The following is a 21,713-nucleotide window of genomic DNA, read 5'->3' as shown; positions in this document are numbered from 1 at the left end:
AAATTGCTAAACCCGATGGTTACCTCGGGTTTATTTTTAAAATGAATTTGCTTCGGAAGTAATTCTAAAGCAAATTCAGTATTTTTATAAACGTATAACCCCGTGACATAAATAGCCCGAATTTAATATAACAAATGGGGCCTTCAGAAAAGAATATTCTATGATCAATAAAACAGTTTCTAACGTTTCCGAAGCCTGTGAAGGCGTAAAAGATGGCATGACCTTTATGCTAGGTGGATTTGGATTGAGCGGCATCCCCGAAAATGCGATAGCCGAATTGGTACGCCGCAATGTACAAGGGGTGACGTGTATTTCGAATAATGCCGGAGTGGACAATTTCGGACTGGGGCAATTGCTTCAGAAACACCAGATAAAAAAAATGATCTCTTCCTACGTAGGGGAGAATGCCGAATTTGAGCGACAAATGCTGAGTGGCGAGTTGGATGTTGAATTAATTCCGCAAGGAACTTTGGCACAGCGTTGTCAAGCTGCCCAAAGCGGGATTCCGGCCTTTTATACCCCTGCCGGGTATGGGACCGAAGTGGGTGAAGGAAAGGAATCACGCGAGTTCAATGGAAAGATGCATATTTTGGAAGTGGCCTTTAAGGCAGATTTTGCCTTTGTAAAGGCATGGAAAGGGGATGCCGCCGGCAATCTTATTTTTAAGGGAACCGCCAGAAATTTTAATCCGAATATGTGTGGCGCCGCTACCATAACGGTGGCCGAAGTGGAAGAACTAGTGCCGGTAGGCACTTTAGATCCAAACCATATTCATATTCCCGGAATTTTTGTACAACGTATTTTCCAAGGAGCTAAATACGAAAAGAGAATTGAACAACTAACTGTAAGACAGAGAAACTAATGGGATTAACTAAAGAACAAATTGCACAGCGCATCGCAAAAGAAGTGAAAGATGGCTACTATGTGAACCTGGGCATAGGAATCCCAACCTTGGTGGCTAATTTTGTGCGTAGCGATATTAATGTCGAATTTCAAAGTGAGAACGGAATTTTAGGAATGGGGCCATTTCCCTTTGAAGGGGAGGAAGACCCGGATCTTATCAACGCGGGAAAGCAAACCATTACAGCCTTACCCGGAGCTTCGTTTTTCGATTCAGCGATGAGTTTTTCCATGATTCGCGGTCAGCATGTTGATCTAACCATCTTGGGAGCCATGGAAGTATCGCAAAACGGCGATATAGCCAATTGGAAGATTCCCGGAAAGATGGTCAAGGGGATGGGTGGAGCGATGGATCTGGTGGCTTCAGCCGAAAATATTATTGTCGCTATGATGCACACCAATCGTGCAGGAGAATCAAAAATTTTAAAGGAGTGTACACTGCCGTTAACCGGAGTGAATTGTGTGAAGAAGATCGTCACCGACCTTGCCGTCTTGGAGATTGCCAATGGTAAGTTTAAACTCTTGGAGCGAGCCCCGGGCGTTTCGGTGGAAACCATACAAGCGGCCACCGAAGGCAACCTGATTATAGAGGGAGAAATCCCTGAAATGACCCTCTAGTCTTATAAAATTCTTCCCAAAACCAATGTAAAAACATTGGTTTTTTTATTTCCTATACGTAGGAAAAATCCTAAAATTATATTTGAATAGTTAAAAAAACACGTATTTCATCGAATAAATATGCTTTTTAACGTATTTTACTGAAAATGTTTACATATTAGCAGTCCCAAATAAAATAAACCAACCTACTATGCAAGTTCTTATTAAATCGGTTAAAAATACAATGCGACTATTAAGAAACGTATTGTATGTTGCGAAAAAAGTTTTTCTATTGATGTAATTTTTTTCAGAGAGTACATTACCCCCGAATCATTCATGATTCAAATAGTTGGTCCCGTTCTTTGTGAGGTTAGAACGGGACTTTTTTTATAGCCCCTTCGGAATCGCGTCGATAAGCCGCTTTGTATATGCTTTTGTTGGATTGGCATAGATTTCATCGGCATCTCCTAATTCTTCCGTTTTTCCGTCCTTCATCACCAATAACTGGTCTGCCATGTATTTTACCACGGCAAGATCATGTGAAATAAAGATATAGGTAAAACCAAAATCGTCTTTTAACTCATTCAGTAAATTTAACACCTGTGCTTGAACCGAAATGTCTAATGCCGAAACAGATTCGTCACAGATGACCAATTTGGGTTCCATGGCGATGGTTCGGGCAATACCCACACGTTGTCGCTGTCCGCCGGACAGTTCGTGAGGATAACGGTAATAAAAACTTTCGTCCAGGCCTACCCGATCCAATAATTGTAAAACCCGTTCCCTTCGCTTCTTTTTTGAATTCAATATATGGTGAACCTCCATCGGCTCTATTAGTGCTTCCCCAATAAGGAGTCTTGGGTTCAACGAGGAGTACGGATCTTGGAATATCAGCTGGATCTCTTTTCGAAGTTTTCTAATTTCAGAAGCCGATAACTTAGTCAGTTCTTTTCCATAATATTTTATACTGCCGGCAGTTGCCTTTTCGAGCTGAAGTATCGCTTTCCCCAAGGTAGATTTGCCACAACCCGATTCACCTACCAAGCCTAAAGTTTCGCCTTCAAAAACATTAAAACTCACCTGGTCAACTGCTTTAATGACGCTTTTTTTCTGAAACAAACCCGCATTGCTATAATATTCTTTTTCTAGATTGAGTACCTGCAACAAGGGAGCGCGTGTATATATTTTTTTATGCCGAAGCGCCCGTTGCTGCGCACTTACTACTTTTGGGACAAAGCTTTTATCGGCCAGTGATGCGATGGTGGGTAATTTTTCAAAACGCACATCCAGGCTAGGGCGAGAAGCCAACAAGGCTTTGGTATACTCATTTTTTGGTGTTTTAAAAATTTGAAAAACACTTCCTACTTCCACGATCTCGCCTTGGTACATCACCGCAACCCGATCGGCGATCTCGGAGACCAAACCCAGATCGTGTGAAATAAAAACCATACTCATCTTCGTTTCTTTCTGAAGCTCCTTCAACAGCTGTAGAATCTCTTTTTGTACCGTAACATCCAAGGCAGTAGTAGGCTCATCGGCGATTAGGAGTTTGGGTTTGCAGGCAATGGCCATGGCTATCATAACACGTTGCATTTGTCCGCCACTTATTTGGTGGGGATAGCTGTTATAGATCTCTCGAGGGCGTGGCAGTTTAACTTTTTCAAATAGGGAAATAGTTTCTTTTTTTGCTTCGGAAGGAGATACTTTTTTGTGATGCTGTAAAATTTCTGAAACCTGAAATCCACAACTCAATGAAGGGTTTAGAGCACTCATGGGCTCTTGAAAGATCATGGCAATTTCGTTGCCGCGGAAGTTTCGAAGCGTTTTCTCATGTTCCTTTAAGAGATTTTTTTCTTCAAAGAGAATTTCACCCGATACCAACGCTGTTTTCTTCGGAAGCAATCCCAGTAAGGCCAATGAAGTAACCGATTTGCCCGAACCCGACTCTCCAACAATGCCAAGTATTTCATTTTCAGCGACAGAAAAGGAAATTTCGTGAATTACTTCGACCTTTTTTTTCTTTTTTCCGAAGGAAATAGAGAGGTTTTTTACTGCGAGCAGCGTTTTTTCTGACATAATTTCAAAGGTAGCAAATTGTCCGATTCTTTCTTAAAAATTCTTTAATCTACTAAAACACTGGGAATTAAAAAGTAAGACTGCTTTGTAGGAATATAATTGTTAATAAATTCTTAATGTCGTTCATCGAAAAAAATTTTATTATTCGCATTAAAAATGTTCTTTTAATGGCGAAAATTAAAAATAAACACTAATTATTAACCTAAACACTAATTCCTTATGAGAAACATTAGTAAATTGATTTTTCTTTTTTCACTTTCAGCACTTGTTTTAATGGTGGGTACAACAACCATCCTTGCCCAAAACAAGAGTGATGAAAAGACGAATGTAAAAAAGCCACCCAGCCTTTTGGTATTGGATGAAACACAGAATTTTACACTTCAAAATTCCTCACAGTTGTTCAAAGAAGTATTAAATCCCTCCCCTCAAACTTCCTTTGCAACCGTAAAACAAGAACAAGACAATTTAGGATTCACACATCAAAAACTACAACAGTTTTACAATGGTGTGAAAGTTGAATTTGGAACCTTAATTGTGCATAGTAAAAATGGCGCAATTCAGTCCTTAAGTTCAGAATACTATCCAATTGAAGATTTTAACGTAAGTCCCGGGATTAGCAATACCCAGGCGTTTAACAGAGCGCTCTCTCATATAGGTGCCCAAAATTATATGTGGGAATACCCCGAGGCCGCCAAAGAAATGGATAATTATAAAAAGCCAACAGGTGAATTAGTCATTCTTCCCGACTTCAACAGTGGCCGCGATGTGGCCGATATCAACACCTATAGATTGGCGTATAAATTTGATATGTTCGCAACCAACCCAATGAGTAGAGGTATATTATATATTGACGCTCAAAACGGGCAGGCCTTATTTTACAATGCCATTATCAAGCACGCGAGTACTTTTGGACACGTAGGTGAGATCTTTGTAACTGTAGAGAACGAAGCGGAATACTGTGCACGGATCGCCAACGAAGACTACCTTGCCCTAGTGAGTGGTACTGGAGCCACTCGTTATAGCGGATCGAGAACTATAGAAACAGCACTGAGTGGAAGTAATTATATCCTATCGGATGCAGGAAGGAAAGTGTATACTCGTGATGCCTTAAATCAGGCACCTGGAGGTTCGTATCCCTATGTGAACAACTATGCACAATTCACCGATAATGATAATAATTGGACTTCAGCAGAGCACAACAATGCCGATAAGGATAACGCCGCTTTGGACGCACATTGGGGCGCCATGATGACCTACGATTATTGGCAACAAAAACACAACCGAAACAGTTACAACAATGCAGGTGCGCAAATTAGAAGTTATGTACATGTAGACAATAATTACAACAACGCATTTTGGAATGGATCGGTGATGTCTTATGGAGATGGATCCTGTGTTAGCGAAGGCTGTAATGGTTTCGACGCACTCACTTCAATCGATGTAGCAGCGCATGAAATTGGACATGCCGTAACCGAATTCACAGCAAACCTGGCCTATCAAAGAGAATCTGGGGCACTAAATGAAGGATTCTCAGATATTTGGGGGGCTGCCGTGGAGCATTTTGCCAAGGGGAATGGAAGTGATACCAATCCAACTTCAGCAGTATGGCTGATAGGAGATGAGATCGATAGACGAAGTGGTTCGGCCGCTTTGCGCTCTATGAGCAATCCTACTTCTCAGGGACAACCGGATACCTACGGCGGTACGTATTGGCAAAACCCGAATTGTGGTACACCAACGCAGAACAATGATTACTGTGGTGTACACACCAACTCAGGAGTTTTAAACTACTGGTTCTACCTTACAGTTGTAGGGGGTTCCGGGACTAATGATATTGGAAATGCGTTTAATGTTTCCAGCATCGGAATGACAAAAGCATCTGCGATTGCCTACAGAACCTTGAACAATTACCTTTCTTCAAACTCTACCTTTGCCAATGCGAGAACAGGAGCCATTCAGGCTGCCGTTGATCTGTATGGCGCCGGTGGTGCCGAAGAACAGGCTGTTACAAACGCCTGGCATGCGGTAGGTGTTGGTGCTGCCTATGGCGGTGGCGGTGGTTCGAACTACTGCGCTTCGGCGAGTACCAATGTGAACGATGAATATATTAGCAGAGTTCAGCTGAATACTATTAACAATACTTCAGGTGCGCAATTCTATTCAGATTTTACAAGTATTTCAACCGATTTAACCGAAGGGCAGCAGTATACCATAACGGTAACTCCAACATGGACAGGTACCGTATATTCCGAAGGTTATGCCGTTTGGATAGATTATAACGGAGATAGTGATTTTTCGGATGCAGGCGAACTCGTTTGGTCCAAAGCAGCTTCCACTAACACTCCGAACAGTGGCTCGTTTACAGTACCTTCGGGAACTGTGGGTACTGCTACCAGAATGCGGGTTTCTATGAAATACAACGGTATTCCAACGGCGTGTGAATCGTTTACCTACGGAGAAGTGGAAGATTACACAGTTAATTTGGGAGGATCGGCACCCGATACGCAGGCGCCTTCTGTTCCGGCAAATCTTGTGGCTTCAGGAGTAACTCAAACGACGGTTGATCTTTCTTGGAACGCTTCTACGGACAATGTGGGAGTAACAGGTTATGACGTGTATCAAGGAAGCACCAATCTAGGAACCGTTACGGGTACGTCGACTCAAATTACCGGCTTAACACCATTGACGGCCTATTCATTCAGAGTTCGAGCTCGTGATGCTGCCGGAAATATTTCAGGCTATAGCAATACGGTAAATGTTACTACAGCTTCACCACCCGATACAGAAGCACCTACAACACCGGCAAATTTAGCCGCATCGAATATCACAAATACAACCGTTGATCTTTCTTGGAGTGCTTCTACAGATAATGTAGGTGTTACGGGATACGATGTATATCAAGGAAGTACCAATCTTGGAACCGTTGGAGGAACTTCCACGCAAGTAACCGGATTAACTGCGGCAACTGCGTACTCATTTAGAGTTCGGGCACGTGATGCTGCCGGAAACCTTTCGGGATATAGTAATACAGTGAATGTAACTACTACCGGAGGCGGTGGCGGAAGTGGCTGTACCGGAGGTATTGCTGCCTTTCCATATACAGAAAGTTTTGAAAGCTCTTTTGGTGCATGGACACAGTCTACGGCAGATGATATTAACTGGACACGTGATTCAGGAGGTACTCCATCCAGCAATACCGGGCCATCTACAGGAGCTGCCGGATCATGGTATGTCTATGTGGAAGCATCTTCACCAAACTATCCTAGCAAACGGGCTATTTTAAACTCGCCATGTTTTAATCTATCTGCCGAAACAGCAGCAACTTTCAACTTTAGCTACCATATGTATGGAGCCAGTGACATGGGAAGTATTGCTTTGGAAGCAAGTAGTGACAATGGTGCTAATTGGACCAGTTTATGGAGTCAGACCGGGAACAAAGGAAATGCTTGGCTAAGTGCCAGCATCGATCTTTCTGCCTATGTTGGAGGAGGTGTTCAATTGCGATTTAACCGACTTACAGGTTCTACCTGGCAAGCCGATATAGCTATTGATAACATCAACCTTTCTACAGGTGGTGGCGGAGGAAATCCACCCACCGGATATTGTGCTTCTAACGGGAATAACACCTCCGATGAGTACATTCAACGCGTACAGATTGGAAGCATCAACAATGCTACCGGCGCATCTCCGGGAGGATATGGAAATTATACGTCGTTATCCACCAATTTGGGAGCAAGTAATACCATTACCATTACTCCGGCTTGGACAGGAACCGTTTATCCGGAAGCCTATGCGGTATGGGTTGATTTCAACCGTGACGGTGATTTTGGAGATGCCAACGAATTGGTTTATTCAAGATCGGCTACAACAGCTACTTCGGTATCTGGAAGCTTTGGAGTCCCAACAGGTGCTTCGGCAGGACCGACAAGAATGCGGGTTTCCATGAAATACAATGGAATTCCAACCGCTTGTGAATCCTTTACCTACGGTGAGGTAGAAGATTATATCGTTGTTATTGGCGGTGGTAATCCAATACAAGGAATCATGGGTGGCGATACTTCAGCTAGGTCAAAAGGTGTATTCAGTATCTATCCTAATCCGGTAGAAGGCGCTGTCTTACATGTTGAAGTCTTGGAAGCAGAAGCTACCGATTATGTAATTTATAACCTTATTGGACAAATAGTTTCAAAAGGTGCGTTCACCAACCGTGTTGATGTGTCAACACTGGATAGTGGCGTATACATAATCATGGTTCATGCGGGAGATGAAAAATTCGTTGAACGTTTTATCAAAGAATAACACCAACCATCAATATGTAAAAAGCCTCACGATGAAAATCGTGAGGCTTTTGTTTTATAAACAAACTGATTCAAATTAAAGTGGAGCTCCAACAGGAATATCACAACGATGCCCTGGCTGCCCATGGGCTGGATTTGCCTTTCCGGTTCCCGCGTTAAGCAACGGGGAACTTTTATCGTTGGTGTTGGTGTTGAGTTTCTTTGAAGCAGAATTTAACGGTGCTCCAACAGGAATATCACATCTGTGCCCCGGCTGCCCGTGTGCCGGATTCATGGCAAGACTATCCGCAACGGCCGGCGTACTCGCTTTTACTTCGGTAGCGCTTTTTTCGACCGTAGTATCTGCCTTTGTTTCGGTGGTGTTCTCCTTACAAGAGGTTACCAGTACAAGGGATGATATAAAAAGTAATGTTGCAATTTTTTTTGCTGATTTTTTTAGTGTTTTCATAGCTTTTATTTAAAATAATGTGTGTAAAGCTACATTTTTTTACTGAATTTTCGAAAAACGGATGCTTTTTGACCTGCGAAATACAAGTATAGGGTCATACCGATTGAATCTCATCATCGGAAAGTTGTTCTTCATTCCGAAGGCGTAAAAAGATTTGAGCTACTGTTATGGTATCTTTTTCACAGTATTCTATAATGCGATCAATGTCTTTGTCGTTGTAAAATACATCCCGCACCTGACTCCCGTCAATATCATCTTTTGGAGAGGGAATACCCAAAACATAGGCCATCAATTTCAAAGATGTGAATGTCTTGTAGTCTCCAAATTTCCACAATTCCATAGTGTCTAAATGCGGAATTTCCCATGGTTTTTTTCCAAAAAGATTTAATTTAAAAGGAATGTCAATACCATTGATGATCATTCTTCGGGCGATGTATGGAAAATCGAATTCCTTTCCGTTATGAGCGCATAGCAGGTGTTGAGGTTTGTTGAAATGATGTTCCAAAAGAGACTTAAACTCCTTTAAAATAGTGACTTCTTCGCCGTGAAAACTTGTAACTCTAAAATTTCGGATATCGCCTTTAAACGTAAAATATCCTACCGAAATACAAATTATCTTTCCAAATTCGGCCCAGATTCCGGCCCGGTCGTAAAATTCTTCTGCCGTAAATTCTTCCTTGCGTTGGTACTGTGTTTTCAATTCCCACAATGCCTTTGCAGGTGTTTCAAGATCTTTAAATTGTTCGTGTAGAGGAACGGTCTCAATATCCAAAAAAAGGATATGTTCCAGATTCATTTTTTTAAGCATAGTTTGAAAATAATTGGGGAGGACGTTTAAAACTACAAAATATTTAGGAATTTACGTTTAACATTTCATAGGCTTCTTCCAGTAGGGTATAAAAATCTGAACTAAACGGATCGTCTCCTTTTTCCCCTCGTTGATGTCCCAAACGAACTATGATGATATTGTCTTCGGGAATGGTAATCACGTATTGCCCGAGGATTCCACGCATCACAAAGCTATTTTTGCCCAAATGATTACTGAGCCAAAAACCATAGCCGTATTCCGGGCTTTCTTCAAAGCGTGGAACGATCGAGGTCGCTACAAAGGTTGAATCTAGGATCTGTATTCCATTCCAGTTTCCAAAGTCCTTGTATAATTTTCCGAAGCGGGCAAAATCGCGCGCATTGCTCGCAATACAGCAATAGGCTTTTACCAGGCGATGGTCTTTATCGTCTATTTGCCAAAGTGCCGACTGCTCAAACCCCATTGGCTCCCAAAATCTGGAGGAGAGATAGTTGGTGAGATTTATATGGTCTTTTTCTATGGCTTTCTGAATAAGCATTCCCAACAACTGCGTATTTCCGCTGAGGTAGGTAAATGCTTCACCGGGAGTTTCTGTCACGTTCAAATTTAAAATGGTTTCAGCCAAATCATCATCGTAGTACGACCGTGCTGTCACGCTAAACGGACTCGTATAATTCTCGTTCCAATTGAGGCCCGAAGACATTGAAGACAGATCCCCAACGGTCATGCTACTTTCTTTAAACTGGGGGTAAAAATCGCTTACCGGTTGCTCTAAACCTTCGATATACCCTTCAGAAATTGCTTTGCCAAGTAGGGCCGAGGTAATACTCTTGGCCATCGAAAAGGAGTTGGTCTGAGAGGTGGTGCCATATTTTTCTGTGTAGTCTTCAAACCAAATGCTGTCGTCCTTAATAATTAAAAACGCAACAGTGCCCAACTCGGAGTTCATCTTCGAAAGTCTTTCAGTCATGACAGCCGAATTATAATCTTTGTGAAGCGGCCAAGGTTGTGGGCTTGTACTAGCCGGAATTGTTTCGTTTTCAAAATACACATGATCATCTATAAATGCGGTGGTGTGTCCGGTAAAATAAACCACACGAACGCCTTTTAAAATATAATCATAATCGGTTAGATACATGGTTATAAGCAGTACGATTACAATTCCGATACACCATTTTAAACATTTTTTCATAGGGTACACTTAAAAAAGGGATTGTTGTTTTGCCGGGCTTTCATGTTCCAGCAACCATTTTTTTCGATATAAGCCTCCTGCATAACCGGTAAGGGAGCCATCACTTCCAATTACTCTATGACATGGAATGACGATAGCGATAGGATTTTTTCCGTTTGCGGAAGCAGCCGCGCGAATTGCTTTTGGATCTCCCAAACTATTCGCCACTTGTTGGTAGGAGATGGTTTTCCCAAAGGGAATTTCTTGCAGTTGTTTCCATACCTTTTTTTGAAACTCTGTTCCTTCAGGAGCTAGTTTTAAGCTGAATTCTGTGCGTTTTCCTTCAAAATAGGCCGATAATTGCGAAACGGCAGCTTCTAATTCTGAAGGAATATCATCGCTAATTTCTTCCGAAGCATCCATAAATGTCACCGAAGCCAAACCTTTGACATCTCCTGTTACTTCCAAAACCCCAACGGGGCTTGCAATATATGCGGTTTTCATTATTCGTCGTCTTCTTTGTTATTATTTTGCAACTGAATTCCCATCCGTTTTGCCCTCCGCTCCCAGTTTTTTCTGGCCTGAACCTGCATATCCTCAATGTCGTCACTTTCATCCATAATTTCTAGCCCCAATAAGGTCTCAATGATGTCTTCCATAGTTACAATCCCCGTTGTATTGCCGTATTCATCAACCACCAGTGCGATATGTGCCCGTTGTTTTATAAAAGTGTCGAACAAATCTGGGATGGGAGCATCATCCTGAACTACCGTCATTTCGCGTTTAATCTCACTTAAAGGCTTTTCCCCCTGCTCCTCCACAATTTCTTCTAAAAGGTCATCTCTTAGCACAAATCCGGTTATATTGTGACTCTTGTCTTTAAAAATTGGGATGCGTGAAAAGCGTAAACTTTTATGCTTTTTATGAAACTTATTTAAAGTAATAGTTTCATCCTCACTGATCACCACCGAGAAAGGAGTCATCACATTTTTTGCGGTAACCGACTTAAAAATTAATAGATTCTTAATAACTGCACTTTCGTTTTCTGCGAAGACACCTTCCTGTTCGGCGGCATCGGTAATTGCCATAAATTCTTCCCTGCTAATAGTGCTTACGTGCGCCGACTTACCAATTAATTTCGTCGTTAGTAGTAACAGCCAAAGGATTCCGGAGTATTTTAAGGGAAATATGATAATCTGAAGAAATAGTGCTGTAAAAGAACCTAAATTTTTCCAATAGGTGGCCCCAATGGTCTTCGGAATAATTTCAGAAACAATTAGTATGAGCAGCGTCATTATCGCCGATACAATTCCAACCAGATTAATACCAAAAAATTCCACTTTGTAAGGAAGCTTCTCTGCTTCTACACCTACCAGAATCGCACCAACAGTATGTGCGATAGTGTTTACTGTGAGAATTGCAATTAAGGGCTTATCGATATCTTTTTTAAATTTTGATAATGTCTTTGCGTACCCTTTCCCTTCTTGCGACTTTAGATTGATAAAACTAGGAGTGAAACTTAATAAGGCTGCCTCCAATATGGAACACAGGAACGAAAAAAAGATTGAAACGAGTGCGTAAACAATTAGTAGGGTCATTCTTAGTATAAAAGTTTCTACTAAATTAAAGATTTAAAAACTTATATTCTTAAAATACGAGCTGAATAAAAAAGGGCGGTTTTAAAACCGCCCTTTTTTTAAATTACGATGCCTTGAGATGTGGCTTGATCAATTTCTCCCACTTGATAGCCTGCTGCATACAAACCTGAGGGTCGGTAGCCGGATTGTCCTCATCCTTCTCTTCATAAAACGCGATGTCCTTTTTAGTAGTTGTACCAAGCAACTCCAACCCCACCCAATCTGTTGTTTTTGGAGTAAGTTTGATTGTTTTTACACGGCAGTCTTTTAAAGAAGAGAGCTCGATAATTTGAAATTCTGTATCTATTTGTTTTCTGTTAGACAATATCAATTTAGTGGCGGTTGTGTCTAAGCCAAGCACCACATTCCCGTGAATGTCAAAACTCCCTAAAGCAATATTATTGGCCTTACACAGGGTGTTTACTTTACGTTTTATTCTCTTATCACCGTTTATGGTGTAAATTACTAAAACGGCTAGTGGTACTGCAATAATTGAAAATAAGACGATATCAATGATTAACGATTTTGTTTCCATTTTTAATGAATTTAAGTTTAACTACTTTTTTTTTGAAATACGTGTGCCCCCATTGGCAACTTTATTCAGAAAGTTGAAAGAGACAATAGAATTAAAACAGGTGTTACCAGAAAAAATGGAACGGAAAGAGGTACTGACTAATAAGTTTTCGTTGATCCCGAACTAAAAGCGCTTGATAGCTTGTTGCACGCTTTTGATTGCTGAAGGATATCTCGGCAGTACCTATACCGATGCTATTAAAGAAAGAATTGCTTTCGGATGCGGGCTGAAACACTTCAGAAGGCGCCATTTCTTCAACAAACAACGCCGCTGCATGCGAATCGGTTTGAAACAAATGCTTTTCTTCGGAAGTAGTTTGTGAAAGGACCTCTGTATTGGCGAATACCGACACCCCCGATGCCAGATAAAAGGCGATCAGGAGGAAGAAAACAGAAAGAATTTTCACTTTTTTCACAAAGCAAATGTATGCGAAAAGTAAATTCGTTCTGCTAAAATTTTATTAATTATTTAGAAAATTGATTACCAGCCCACATACTTTGGCGGTTCCACCTCATTGAGGTTGAGGTAGACCACCAGCTGTCCGCGGTGATGTGTTACATGATCCTGTAGCAGATTCAGTATTTGCAGCTTACTCTTCGGTCCTGCAAAGAAATCGACAACAGTCGCCAGCTCTGATTCGGAAGAATTCTTTATAATTGCCAGGGTTGCATCGAAAGCTTCGGAAAGGAGCGCAATGGTTTCGTCTTTGGTTTCCGGCAGTGTTGTTTTTTCTTTTTTGAATTCCTTTTCAGTAAAAAAGGTATTGCTCAACCAATCCATATTACCTTTTATATGAATAAGCTGTTCCTTAAAACTCATTTGACGCTCGGTGGGTTTGAAATCATAGTGTTCCGCCGGCATCGCTTCTGCCATGGCGATCATATAGTGCTTAGAGTTTTCCCATTTCTCTAGAAAGGCTTCTTTTGGAGTGGTTTGTTGTGCCAACACATTTGATATACAAAAAAGGGAGAATACTAGCGCGAGATGCTTCATGTCTTAAACTTACGAAATTAATTTCACCACATCCTTGGCAAAATAGGAGGCAATGATATGGGCACCGGCTCTTTTTATGGCAATAACTTGTTCCATCATCACCGCATCGTGATCCAGCCATCCCTTCTCAGCGGCGGCCTTTAACATGGCATATTCACCACTTACCTGATAAACAGCAACAGGAACGTCTACCGCATTTCGTACTTCGCGAACAATATCCAAATAACACAGCCCCGGTTTTACCATGACGATATCTGCTCCCTCATCGATATCCATAAGGGTTTCTCTAATGGCTTCTTCCCGATTGGCAAAATCCATTTGGTAGGTTTTTTTGTCACCAAATCCCGGAGCCGAGTCCAAGGCATCCCGAAATGGGCCATAAAATGCCGAAGCATACTTGGCACTGTAGCTCATAATCCCGGTATCGTGAAATCCTTCGTGCTCTAAAAGCGATCTAATTTCGAAAATACGACCGTCCATCATATCGCTGGGTGCAACAAAGTCGGCACCTGCAACAGCATGTGACAGGGACATCTGAGCAAGCACTTCATTGGTTAAATCGTTCATGATCTTCCCTTCCGAAACAATTCCGTCATGACCATAATTAGAGTAGGGATCCAGGGCGACATCGGTCATGACAAGCATATCGGGCACAGCGTGCTTCACGGCATGAATAGCGCGTTGCATCAACCCATCGGGGTTTAGTGCTTCTTTTCCGGTATTGTCTTTTAGATTGTCGGGCACTTTTACAAATAGCAAGACCGATTTCAACCCAAGTTTCCACAGTTCTTTTACTTCGGTAGAAAGGAGGTCTAAACTATATCTGAAATAGTTAGGCATGGACGGAATTTCTTCTTTGATTCCCTTGCCTTCTACCACAAACAGGGGCACTAGAAAGTCGTTGGGAGTGATACTAGTCTCTCTTACCAGACTTCGTATGGCTTCGGAGGTGCGCAAACGTCTATTTCTACTTAATGGGTACATAGTTATATAATTTTCTAGATCCAGTTTTTTGGGTTTTTCAACACCCGAATTAATTTTTCTTCCTCACTTCCCGGTTCGGGATGGTAGTCGTAACGCCACTGTACATGCGGTGGCAGACTCATTAAAATACTTTCAATGCGACCATTGGTTTTTAAACCGAATAAGGTTCCCTTGTCATGCACCAGGTTGAATTCGACATAGCGACCCCGCCGAATCTCTTGCCAGTCCTTATGTTGAGAAGTATAAGGGGTATTTTTTCTTTGTTCCACGATAGGAAGGTAACTTTCGAGAAAGCTATCGCCCACTGAGGTTACGAAATTATACCAGTCTTGCATATTCATGGTGTCTGTTGCCTTCAGATAGTCGAAGAATAGCCCGCCAATACCGCGAGCTTCATTGCGATGTGCATTATAAAAGTATTCATCGCAGCGCTTTTTATAGGTGGAATAAAATTCAGAATTATGCGCATCACAGGCACGCTTGCAAATGGTATGAAAATGAGCCGCGTCCGCTTCAAATAAATAATAGGGCGTTAAATCCTGCCCGCCACCAAACCATTGTTCAACTATATTGCCTTGGTTGTTATAAAGCTCGAAATAACGCCAATTGGCATGAACGGTCGGTACAAATGGATTTTTTGGATGCAAAACCAGGCTCAATCCACAGGCAAAGAAATTCGCATCGGTAACTCCGAAGTATTCCTGCATCGATTTAGGCAATTCACCGTGAACTTCACTAATATTCACGCCTCCTTTTTCAAATACAGCCCCGTTTTCGATCACCCGAGTACGACCGCCACCCCCTTCAGGGCGTTCCCAAAGGTCTTCTTTAAACACCGCCTTACCATCCTCAGCTTCTAAACCGGATGTAATGGTGTCTTGAAGATTTCGTATATAATTGACAAATTGTTCTTTCATGCTATTTTTGAAATAGATTCGGGCGCGTTTAGTTTTTTAGTTTCCTTTAAAATCCGGACTGTTTCCGTACTTGCTGCAGTTACCGAAAGCGGTAAGACTAAAATGATCCCAATAACGGGAATTAGCAGCATTAACATGAAAATGATACCATTCCCCACGGCCACACCCCTATTTTGTTTTACGAATTTTACACTCTCTCCTACTTCAAAATGCCGCTCCAAGGTGTAGTCCATATTTCCGAAACCGGCGTAATACGACTGCACTAAAAACAATAAAATAGACGATAGGAAACCAATAATGGGTATAAACCCCAAGATAAAAATAGGAATGGTTAACAATAACTCCATAAGTAAATTCCGAATGTTTATTCGTATCCCACGCCATAATTGCGCCATATTGGACGACTTTCTGTGCGTGTGTGTGATTCCGGTTATATGTGCTTCAATCTTTTCGGAAACGGGGCTCATAAAGGGAGCACTCAATGCCATTACAATGTGTTTGTATACTACCAAACCAACAACAATCACCAAAATAGCTCCAAGAATATCACCAATGCTTCGGAAGGTTTCTGCACCCCATTCCCAAAACCACGCTTTGGCAATAAGCCCTCCTATATTATCAGACAAGGTCCATGCGGTCACCCCAATGAGCAGCGCTGTTAGAAAACTGATAAGCATGGGGATGCCAAAATACTTCCACAATCCCAACTTCGAAATTAGTTGGAAGGTGCCTCCATACGCCTGTATGCCTTTTAAAATATTCTTTACCATTTTTCTAAAATATAGACCAATTGGCCTTCTGCATTGTTTATATCTTCAATTTGGACAATTTTTATCGCTTTTTGCAATTTTTCTTCCAAAAAACGATCGATTTCAGTCAGTTTTAGACTTTTTTGCTCAAAAAAGACCTTTCTTCCTATCTCATTATTGTGTAAATCCATCACCTCGTCCAAAATGTTGTTATTTGTTACTTTTTCATAGGTTTTTGTCACTTTTTCGGCCCAAATCAAAGCTTTTTGACTGTTTTTCGCAATTTTTAATATATTTCGACATATTAAATAATTCCAAAGTGCATGTCGGAATGCATTACTTCGATTGCTCTTGTGATGAGCCCTTCCGAACTTAGCATCACATAACTTCATGGTCTCTTTCGTAGCGCGAATCGTCGGTTGTATATAAAGTGGCTTTCGGGCAAACAAAAACGCCAACTGTAAAAGCTGTTTTATACTTAATTGTTTAATTCGCACCCAAATGTTCACGCTTCGGCTTTGTATTCTTTTACCGCCTGGATAAATGCAGCTGCATTTTCCAAAGGGGTGTTTGGTAAAATACCGTGGCCTAAATTTACGATATAACGATCTTTCCCAAATTCGTTGATCATCTGAGTCACCATTTTTTTAATTTCTGAAGGAGGGCTAAACAATCTTGTAGGATCAAAATTACCTTGTAGTGTAATTTGCCCCCCACTTAAATACCGCGCATTTCTTGGAGAACAGTTCCAATCAATTCCCAATGCCGATGCACCGCTTTTTGCCATCGTATCCAAGGCGAACCAGCATCCTTTTCCGAAGGCGATTACCTGAGTTTCGTCTTTTAAAGCATCGATTATTTGCTGCATATATTGCCAACTAAATTCCTGATAATCGACAGGGGATAGCATCCCACCCCAACTGTCAAAAAGCTGCACCGCATTGACCCCGGCCTTTACTTTCTCTTTTAAATACAGTATGGTTGTGTCTGTTATTTTCTGAAGTAACGCATGTGCCAACAAAGGTTTTGTAAAACAAAATTCCTTGGCTATATCGAAGTTTTTACTGCCCTGCCCTTGTACGCAATAACACAAAATGGTCCAGGGACTTCCTGCGAAACCAATTAATGGGACTTCATCGTTCAGCTTTTCCTTGGTCATTTGTATTGCTTCCATGACATACCCTAAAGTGTCTTCAATGTTTGGAACGATCACTCGATCCAGGTCTTTTTGTGAACGAATAGGTTCCGGCAACCACGGCCCAACACCCGGCTTCATTTCAACATGAATGTTCATGGCCTGAGGAATGACCAAAATATCACTGAATAAAATAGCGGCGTCCATGCCATACCGACGAATAGGTTGTACGGTAATTTCACTGGCCAGTTCCGGTGTTTGACAGCGGGTAAAGAAATCGTATTTATCTTTTAATGCCATGAACTCGGGTAAATAACGGCCGGCTTGGCGCATCATCCAAACAGGTGGGCGATCTACGGTTTCTCCGTTTAAAGCTTTTAGAAATAAATCGTTTTTAATCATAAGGTCAGTTCGCCTAGGTGCGAATTCGTTTAAATATTACTTTCATTTACAAGCGAAATCGCTTTTGCAATCACACTATCTATCGTTGTTTCTTCGGCAATGCATACATTTTTTGTATGTTTTTTTGCTTCGGAAGCTGTGGTAGTACCAATACAAATGGCCGTTGCATCGTTCAAATTGTTTTCAGCAATAAAACTCTGTACGCCACTCGGACTAAAAAACAGGATATAACCCCATTTTTGTTCAAATTTGACGGAATTTAGCTCGGTTTTATAAGTTTTTACTTCAAAACAATCAATTTTCGCGTTTTTTAGCCTGGTTGGAATCTCATCGCTTCGCAGATTGCCACAGAAAAAATAAAACACTTCATTTTTACGCTCTTTTACGATAAAATTCGCTAATTCTGAGGCATATTCAGTGGTTTTTGTCACTTTTTGACCAATTTCTTCCAAAAGTGCTCTTGTGTTTTTTCCAACACAATAACAATCTTGTATTTGACCGAAAAGCGTATTAGCTGTTGAATTTTTCAAAGAATAAACGGCATTCTTACTGGTAAAAATTGCATTTTTAATCGTTGCTGGTGTTTCAAAATCGAGAAATTCGATTTGGATAGCGTCGTAAGCAACCGGCTCTATCTTCGCGTCTGTGAAAATCTTTTTTTGAGGTTCAGACAACAATTTAGTAGAAAGAACGCGCTTCGAACTGATTCTACCTTCCATCTTTTATCAATTTCATCAAATTGGCTCCGCCCTGCTCCAATATTTCGTTTGCACACTCTTTTCCAAAAGTACTGTACCGGTCTAATGGAATTCTTTTTTCAGTTTCCAACTTGGTTTTGCCATCTAAAGAAAGTAGCACGCCTTTAAAGTGTACTTCCGATCCTTCAATTTCGGCAATTGCACCAATAGGCGCGGTACAGCCTCCTTCGAGAGTGCGCAGAAACTCACGTTCTATATGCGTACAGATTTCGGAATTTCGATCATTTAAATTTGCGGTAGCCGCTTTACAATAGCTGTCATCTTCTAGTGCTACAATTACCATTGCGCCCTGTGCCGGAGCTGGAACCATCCAATCGAGGAGGGTATGGTTTGTTGGCAAGACATCAATCCGTTCAAGACCTGCTTTTGCAAAAATGGCCCCATCCCATTGGTTGTCTGTCAATTTCTGCAAACGCGTATTTACATTCCCGCGTAGGTCCACGACTTTGTGATGTGGGTATCTATGTAACCACTGGGCCTTTCTGCGAAGGCTGCCGGTAGCGACCGTACAATTTTTTGAAGGTTCGAAAATGCTATTTGTAACTAGGATATCGTCGAAGGAAGCGCGCTCTAGCACCGCGGTTTGCACAATGCCGTTTGGCAGCAAGGTGGGGACATCTTTCATGCTATGGACAGCAATATCGACAGTTCCGGACAGCATGGCCACATCCAAAGTCTTTGTAAAAATTCCCGTTATACCCAACTCATAGAGCGGTTTGTCCAGAATTAGATCCCCAGTAGACTTTACCGGAACTAATTGAGTTGGAAATCCGAGTTTTTCAAGTTTTTTCTGTACAGTAGTGGCTTGCCACATGGCCAATTGACTGTCGCGTGTACCAATTCGTATAAGCTTTTTCACACTTCGGCATTTTGAAGTTGAAACACTTTTTTGATCAATTCGATACTTTCCGGGGTTGAAACCGTGTCGTCTTTTAAATGATTCGCAAAATGAGTGGTTATCTTCTGAATGAGACGATTGCTGATAAGTTCGGCCTGTGCTTCGTTAAAATGAGGAATTTTTTTCCGTTGAAAATCAATTTCTCCGGCTTTTATTTCGGCCAATTTCAGCTTGAGTGCCTTGATAGTAGGAGCAAACTTTCTGTTTTCGGCCCAGGTATTGAATTCAGTTTCAATTTCTTCTATGATGCCTTCCGCTAGGGGAATTTGCGAGGCACGCCGTTCCATGGTTTTGTCGGTTACGGTTGAAAGGTTGTCCAGATGAACTAAGGTTACGAATTCGTTTTCAGTCACCGAATCGGATACATTCTTCGGAATGGAAAGATCCAAAATGAGTAGCGGCTTTTTTAGGAATAGTAATTCTTTTGAAATCGTTGGGTTTTGAGCCCCTGTAGCAACAATAAGCACATCACTTTTTGCAATCTCACTTTGAATATCGGCATAGTCTCTTACTACCAAATTGAACTTCCCGGCGATCTTTTCTGCCTTGATCTTGGTGCGGTTAATAAGGGTAATATGTTCGTTTTTGGTATGTTTTATAAGATTTTCACAGGTATTTCGACCAATTTTACCTGTTCCGAAGAGTAAAATGTTCTTTTCTGAAATAGTTGGAACATGGTTTAGAATATATTGTACTGCGGCAAAACTCACTGAGGTTGCTCCCGAAGAAATCTCTGTTTCGTTCTTTATGCGTTTGCTTGCCTGAATCACTGCATTGGCTAATCGCTCCAAAAAGGGATCCATCACTCCTAACTTCTTAGATTGCCTGAAACCATTTCGCAACTGACTTATAATTTCGAAATCGCCCAAGATCTGGCTGTCTAAACCGGTACCCACCTTGAATAGGTGGGATACAGCCAATTTGTTTTTATAGATGTACGCTACTTTCTCAAATTCTTCTACCGTGCCGTTGGTGTGTGCGCACAATAATTTGATCAATTGAAAAGGATGTTGGGAAATACCGTATAATTCGGTGCGATTGCAGGTAGAGATAACGCTTAAGGAGGCAATTCCTTCTTCCTTTGCCTGTAGTAAAATAGCTTGTTTAGCTTCTTCAGAAATACTGAAGTGACCTCGAATTTCGGCATCGGCCTTTTTGTAGTTGAGCCCGATGGCGTAGAAATTCCCTTCCGAAGAAGAACTAAGTGTATTGCCGTTTAATTTCATACCTAACGCTGCAAATGTAGAAGCAATATATTTTAAAAAGTAACGCTAGCGGTATGAAATATAACGACGACTGTTAATTTTACTTAAAATATGATAAATATCATATAAATGCCCTAATTTCGTAGGCTCAAGGCGTGTTTTATAGCTGGTAATTTAGAACAATTCTAAATAAAGAATTTAATTATGGACTTATCAATTGGGAAAAATGTCGCTGAAAGTTTCTATGATGAAATTATAATTGAGGATGGTTTTTTTATCCTAAAATTTAATAATGAAACCCATGGGAGTCAGTTATTTAAGCGGGAAGTAAGTTCGCATTTTATTCAGTTTCATTTTTGTTTGAAAGGAACTTCGAGTTTCAGCTTCAATGATGGAAACTACCGATTACCGCTTCAGGAAGATCATTCGTTATTGTTGTACAATCCGCAAAGGGATTTGCCGCTTCACCTTTCCTTAGGCCCCAATTCGTGGGTTATTTCGGTATTACTTCCCATCAAGAAATTTCACGGGTTATTTTCGAGTGAGGCCAACTATATTACCTTTTTAAGTGACGAGAACAAGGATCGGAAATATTATAAAGATGCGCCACTGACGCCTTCTATGGCCATTGTATTAAACCAGTTGATGAATAATAACCTGCATCCCCTTATCAAACCCTTGTACTTTAAGGGAAAAGCATACGAATTGTTGAGTTTGTACTTTAATCGTCCGGTCGAAGCCGATATAGAACAATGCCCTTTCTTAGCCGATGAGGTCAATGTGATAAAGATTAAAAGGGCCAAACAGATCGTCATTTCTAAAATGGCCGAACCACCTACACTGCAAGGTCTGGCAGACGAAATTGGATTGCCCGTAAATAAATTAAAGGAAGGCTTTAAACAAATATACGGTGATTCGGTGTTCAGTTTCTTATTCGATTATAAGATGGAAGTCGCCCGCCAATTATTGGCCACAGGAAATCACAATGTAAACGAAGTAGGACTGAAAGTGGGCTATAGTACCGCAAGTCATTTTATTTCTGCCTTTAAAAAGAAATTTGGAACAACACCCAAGAAGTATTTGATGAGTCTTTCGGCATAGAGCAAATCAATCATTCCATAGACGATTCGTGTACCTCAGTTTTGTCTTATGGTGAATTAAAA

The 21,713-nt window shown here is 41.2% G+C and carries 21 protein-coding genes; 4 read left to right on the top strand and 17 right to left on the bottom strand.

Translation table 11 applies throughout. From position 1 onward, the window contains the following. Positions 1-160 precede the first annotated feature (160 nt). The gene (locus K8F54_RS09285; RefSeq protein ID WP_290789906.1) at positions 161-862 is read left to right on the top strand and encodes a CoA transferase subunit A; all 702 of its coding nucleotides are present in this window, start codon (positions 161-163) and stop codon (positions 860-862) included. Continuing rightward, positions 862-1,518, top strand: coding sequence for a CoA transferase subunit B (locus tag K8F54_RS09280; protein WP_290789904.1), 657 nt, complete (start codon positions 862-864; stop codon positions 1,516-1,518). The genes K8F54_RS09285 and K8F54_RS09280 overlap by 1 nt, the downstream gene beginning before the upstream one ends. A gap of 366 nt (positions 1,519-1,884) precedes the next feature. Here K8F54_RS09280 and K8F54_RS09275 read toward each other — a convergent pair whose 3' ends face one another. Continuing rightward, positions 1,885-3,573, bottom strand: a complete 1,689-nt coding sequence (locus K8F54_RS09275) for an ABC transporter ATP-binding protein (protein ID WP_290789902.1) — start codon at positions 3,571-3,573, stop codon at positions 1,885-1,887. Between the two features lie 219 nt (positions 3,574-3,792). On the opposite strand from K8F54_RS09275, the gene K8F54_RS09270 reads away from it, so the two are divergent. Then, entirely contained in the window at positions 3,793-7,872 is a 4,080-nt protein-coding gene (locus tag K8F54_RS09270; protein ID WP_290789900.1) for a M4 family metallopeptidase, read from the top strand. Between the two features lie 75 nt (positions 7,873-7,947). On the opposite strand, the gene K8F54_RS09265 is transcribed toward K8F54_RS09270, so the two are convergent. The 16 genes from K8F54_RS09265 to hemA all read right to left on the bottom strand — a co-directional run bounded on the left by K8F54_RS09265 (position 7,948) and on the right by hemA (position 20,571). Further along, positions 7,948-8,319: a hypothetical protein gene (locus K8F54_RS09265; protein ID WP_290789897.1), complete on the bottom strand. Its 372-nt coding sequence runs from the start codon at positions 8,317-8,319 to the stop codon at positions 7,948-7,950. 94 nt (positions 8,320-8,413) lie between these two features. Next, the gene (locus K8F54_RS09260; RefSeq protein ID WP_290789895.1) at positions 8,414-9,127 is read right to left on the bottom strand and encodes a 3'-5' exonuclease; all 714 of its coding nucleotides are present in this window, start codon (positions 9,125-9,127) and stop codon (positions 8,414-8,416) included. Between the two features lie 43 nt (positions 9,128-9,170). Next, positions 9,171-10,319 carry a serine hydrolase gene (locus K8F54_RS09255; protein WP_290789893.1) on the bottom strand — a complete coding sequence of 383 codons (1,149 nt, stop codon included), beginning with the start codon at positions 10,317-10,319 and terminating at the stop codon, positions 9,171-9,173. Positions 10,320-10,328: 9 nt separating this feature from the next. Then, on the bottom strand, positions 10,329-10,802 hold the full coding sequence (locus K8F54_RS09250; protein WP_290789891.1) for a methylated-DNA--[protein]-cysteine S-methyltransferase: 474 nt from the start codon (positions 10,800-10,802) through the stop codon (positions 10,329-10,331). Next, positions 10,802-11,896 (bottom strand): CNNM domain-containing protein, encoded by a 1,095-nt coding sequence (locus K8F54_RS09245; RefSeq protein ID WP_290789889.1) that lies wholly within the window; start codon positions 11,894-11,896, stop codon positions 10,802-10,804. Before K8F54_RS09245 ends, K8F54_RS09250 begins: the two co-directional genes overlap by 1 nt. A gap of 103 nt (positions 11,897-11,999) precedes the next feature. Continuing rightward, positions 12,000-12,470 (bottom strand): hypothetical protein, encoded by a 471-nt coding sequence (locus K8F54_RS09240; RefSeq protein ID WP_290789887.1) that lies wholly within the window; start codon positions 12,468-12,470, stop codon positions 12,000-12,002. A gap of 103 nt (positions 12,471-12,573) precedes the next feature. After that, positions 12,574-12,924, bottom strand: a complete 351-nt coding sequence (locus K8F54_RS09235; RefSeq protein WP_290789885.1) for a hypothetical protein — start codon at positions 12,922-12,924, stop codon at positions 12,574-12,576. 65 nt (positions 12,925-12,989) lie between these two features. Further along, complete coding sequence (locus K8F54_RS09230; RefSeq protein ID WP_290789883.1) at positions 12,990-13,502, bottom strand: DinB family protein; 513 nt, start codon at positions 13,500-13,502, stop codon at positions 12,990-12,992. Positions 13,503-13,511: 9 nt separating this feature from the next. After that, positions 13,512-14,486, bottom strand: coding sequence for a porphobilinogen synthase (gene hemB / locus K8F54_RS09225; protein WP_290789882.1), 975 nt, complete (start codon positions 14,484-14,486; stop codon positions 13,512-13,514). A gap of 14 nt (positions 14,487-14,500) precedes the next feature. After that, a complete protein-coding gene (hemF, locus tag K8F54_RS09220; protein ID WP_290789880.1) occupies positions 14,501-15,403 on the bottom strand; it encodes an oxygen-dependent coproporphyrinogen oxidase in 903 nt (300 codons plus the stop codon). After that, entirely contained in the window at positions 15,400-16,173 is a 774-nt protein-coding gene (locus K8F54_RS09215; RefSeq protein WP_290789878.1) for an EI24 domain-containing protein, read from the bottom strand. The genes hemF and K8F54_RS09215 overlap by 4 nt, the downstream gene beginning before the upstream one ends. Then, positions 16,167-16,661 (bottom strand): hypothetical protein, encoded by a 495-nt coding sequence (locus tag K8F54_RS09210; RefSeq protein ID WP_290789876.1) that lies wholly within the window; start codon positions 16,659-16,661, stop codon positions 16,167-16,169. Before K8F54_RS09210 ends, K8F54_RS09215 begins: the two co-directional genes overlap by 7 nt. Continuing rightward, on the bottom strand, positions 16,658-17,689 hold the full coding sequence (hemE, locus tag K8F54_RS09205) for a uroporphyrinogen decarboxylase (RefSeq protein ID WP_290789874.1): 1,032 nt from the start codon (positions 17,687-17,689) through the stop codon (positions 16,658-16,660). The genes K8F54_RS09210 and hemE overlap by 4 nt, the downstream gene beginning before the upstream one ends. A gap of 29 nt (positions 17,690-17,718) precedes the next feature. Further along, entirely contained in the window at positions 17,719-18,408 is a 690-nt protein-coding gene (locus K8F54_RS09200; protein ID WP_290789872.1) for a uroporphyrinogen-III synthase, read from the bottom strand. After that, positions 18,398-19,306 (bottom strand): hydroxymethylbilane synthase, encoded by a 909-nt coding sequence (hemC, locus tag K8F54_RS09195; protein ID WP_290789870.1) that lies wholly within the window; start codon positions 19,304-19,306, stop codon positions 18,398-18,400. Before hemC ends, K8F54_RS09200 begins: the two co-directional genes overlap by 11 nt. Next, positions 19,303-20,571 (bottom strand): glutamyl-tRNA reductase, encoded by a 1,269-nt coding sequence (gene hemA / locus K8F54_RS09190; protein ID WP_290789868.1) that lies wholly within the window; start codon positions 20,569-20,571, stop codon positions 19,303-19,305. Before hemA ends, hemC begins: the two co-directional genes overlap by 4 nt. Positions 20,572-20,754: 183 nt before the next feature. On the opposite strand from hemA, the gene K8F54_RS09185 reads away from it, so the two are divergent. Next, positions 20,755-21,651 (top strand): AraC family transcriptional regulator, encoded by an 897-nt coding sequence (locus tag K8F54_RS09185; protein WP_290789865.1) that lies wholly within the window; start codon positions 20,755-20,757, stop codon positions 21,649-21,651. Positions 21,652-21,713 lie beyond the last annotated feature (62 nt).

Origin of the sequence: Altibacter sp., assembly GCF_019913785.1 — a bacterium.
Taxonomy (GTDB): domain Bacteria; phylum Bacteroidota; class Bacteroidia; order Flavobacteriales; family Flavobacteriaceae; genus Altibacter.
Note: the sequence above shows the minus strand (reverse complement) of the source record. Positions and strands in the feature narration are given on the sequence as shown.